The sequence below is a fragment of the Microcoleus sp. BM001215392 genome, assembly GCF_036700185.1.
Classification (GTDB): Bacteria; Cyanobacteriota; Cyanobacteriia; order Cyanobacteriales; family Microcoleaceae; genus Microcoleus.
On sequence record NZ_JAUBOJ010000651.1, the window covers coordinates 1 to 2014 of the forward strand.

Below are 2014 nucleotides of genomic sequence, written 5' to 3' on the forward strand. Positions count from 1 at the left end.
ACTCTTAGTCCGCGCAGGCGGACATTGTTTGTGTAGACGCGATTTCCAATCGCCGGGTTCCAATCGCCCCATTGTTTTGTAATTTTCTACTTTTCGTCTCCCAAATAAGCCTCAATTACCGCCGGATTGTTCCTCACAATCGCAGGTTCACCCAAAGCAATCATTTGACCAAAATGCAATACAGCAATTCGATCGCACAATCCCATCACTAGCGGTACGTGATGCTCGATCAATATTACAGTTAAATTGAATTGTGCGCGCACTTCCCGGATGAAATCACTTAACTTGTGCTTTTCTGCAGGATTCATCCCCGCCGCTGGTTCATCTAGCAGCAAGATTGTCGGTTCTAGGGCTAAGGCGCGGGCGATTTCTAGGCGCCTCTGATCGCCGTAGGGTAGGTTTTTGGCTTGTTCGCCCGCGCGATCGCCCAAACCGACCAAATCCAACAATTCCAGGGCTTTTCGCTGGGTTTGGCGCTCCATTGCGTTAGATTCTGGTAAGCCGAAAATCCCCGATAGTAGCGATAATACCGGATTTGGCGATCGACTGTGGATGTGTCGGGCGATCGCCACATTCTCCAACACAGAAAGATCCCCAAACAATCTAATATTTTGAAATGTTCTAGCAATCCCTTTATTCGCAATTTGATAGGGTTTAAGTTGGGAAATATCCTCGTTTTGATAAATCAATTTACCGCTGTTGCTGGGTATCAGTCCCGTCATCAAATTAAATAGAGTAGTCTTGCCCGCGCCGTTAGGGCCGATCAGTCCAAATATCTCGTTTTTTTCAACTGTAAAAGATACGTCGTTTACGGCAATCAAACCGCCAAAGCGGCGAGTTAATCCTTTGGCGGCTAAAACCGGATTGGTTTTTGAGAGGGTAAGGGGTTCGGAAATCATAAACAAATGATACAATATAAGATATCTAATTATGCCTTAAATTATGGATGCTCAAAAACTCTTAGAACGAATCACTGTAAATCCCCAAATATTTAACGGAAAACCGATTATTCGGGGTCGCCGTCTGGCAGTTGAGCACATTCTAGGAATGTTAGCCGCTGGCGACACTCCTGAAACGATTCTCGAAGGCTATTCCTGGTTAGAAAGAGAAGATATTCAGGCTTGTCTAGTTTATGCTCATCGAATGGTTAGTCACGAGCGAGTCGAACCGCTATTGGTGGAAGCGGGCAAATGAAAGCAGAGGAAATTCAAGCAAAAGTTAGCCAAAATCTGTATGTTTACACAGCTCATGGAGATATCGAGCGTCAGGCTGATGGCTTAACATTTACTCAGGTTGAGGAAGCTTTACTCAACGGAGAGATCCTTGAGCAATATCCTAACACTGGTCGAGGTGAAAGTTGTTTAATATTAGGTTATGCAGGTGAAATTCCTATTCATATAGTCTGTGGTTGGCGCGGTGAAAAAGTAGCAATTGTAACTGTATATATTCCCAGTCTCCCCAATTTTATTAACCCTAGAACTAGAGGATAGACCCATGCGAGAAATTCAATGCAATACCTGTGGTAGCAACCGCTATGAGGAACGTAAAATCAATTACCTTTACAGTTATCAAGGTAAATACTTGCTAGTTCCTAACACGCCTGTAGAGATTTGTCTGGATTGTGGCATGATTTATTATGATGCAGCAGTTCTTAAAGAAATTGAGCGCCGTTTCTTTGCTATTCACCAGCATAATGAAATGCCGGATTCATATATTCAAATTCCCAGCAAGAGTTACACGTAAATAATTGTTTTTTAAGGGAAGAACCGGAATGTTCTTTAAGTCCCGCTTTTAAAGCAGGATTTAGGGCGATCGATTTCACCGCTGACAAGCACAAATTTAGATCGCCCGGACTCTGGAAACCAATTTGATGAGAATTTAGATACAATAATTCAAATGGCTGAGACGGCTCATCAAATACAAGGATTCTGGCCCATGACGAAGCACTACCGAAAAAGATTAGTTGCCGTAATTGCCCTCTCGTTTCTATCTTTCACATCGCCTTTCCTGTTGA

Annotated in this window: 4 protein-coding genes; 3 read left to right on the forward strand and 1 reads right to left on the reverse strand. The window is 43.3% G+C overall.

Going from position 1 to position 2014, the window contains the following annotated elements; translation table 11 throughout:
• Positions 1 to 86: 86 nt before the first annotated feature.
• Positions 87 to 899: an ABC transporter ATP-binding protein gene (locus tag QT974_RS33800; RefSeq protein ID WP_333472724.1), complete on the reverse strand. Its 813-nt coding sequence runs from the start codon at positions 897 to 899 to the stop codon at positions 87 to 89.
• A 43-nt stretch (positions 900 to 942) separates the two neighbouring features.
• Here QT974_RS33800 and QT974_RS33805 point away from each other — a divergent pair, with 43 nt between their 5' ends.
• Genes QT974_RS33805 through QT974_RS33815 form a run of 3 tightly spaced genes read left to right on the forward strand, consistent with a single transcriptional unit; the run spans position 943 to position 1743 of the window.
• On the forward strand, positions 943 to 1194 hold the full coding sequence (locus QT974_RS33805) for a DUF433 domain-containing protein (protein ID WP_333472725.1): 252 nt from the start codon (positions 943 to 945) through the stop codon (positions 1192 to 1194).
• Positions 1191 to 1490: a DUF4258 domain-containing protein gene (locus tag QT974_RS33810; protein WP_333472726.1), complete on the forward strand. Its 300-nt coding sequence runs from the start codon at positions 1191 to 1193 to the stop codon at positions 1488 to 1490. The genes QT974_RS33805 and QT974_RS33810 overlap by 4 nt, the downstream gene beginning before the upstream one ends.
• A 4-nt stretch (positions 1491 to 1494) precedes the next feature.
• Positions 1495 to 1743 carry a type II toxin-antitoxin system MqsA family antitoxin gene (locus tag QT974_RS33815; protein ID WP_333472727.1) on the forward strand — a complete coding sequence of 83 codons (249 nt, stop codon included), beginning with the start codon at positions 1495 to 1497 and terminating at the stop codon, positions 1741 to 1743.
• Positions 1744 to 2014 lie beyond the last annotated feature (271 nt).

Bases quoted from the DNA above. Each gene is read 5' to 3' on its own strand.
- QT974_RS33800 (WP_333472724.1), bottom strand. From the start codon at position 899: ATGATTTCCGAACCCCTTACCCTCTCAAAAACCAATCCGGTTTTAGCC.
- QT974_RS33805 (WP_333472725.1), top strand. From the start codon at position 943: ATGGATGCTCAAAAACTCTTAGAACGAATCACTGTAAATCCCCAAATA.
- QT974_RS33810 (WP_333472726.1), top strand. From the start codon at position 1,191: ATGAAAGCAGAGGAAATTCAAGCAAAAGTTAGCCAAAATCTGTATGTT.
- QT974_RS33815 (WP_333472727.1), top strand. From the start codon at position 1,495: ATGCGAGAAATTCAATGCAATACCTGTGGTAGCAACCGCTATGAGGAA.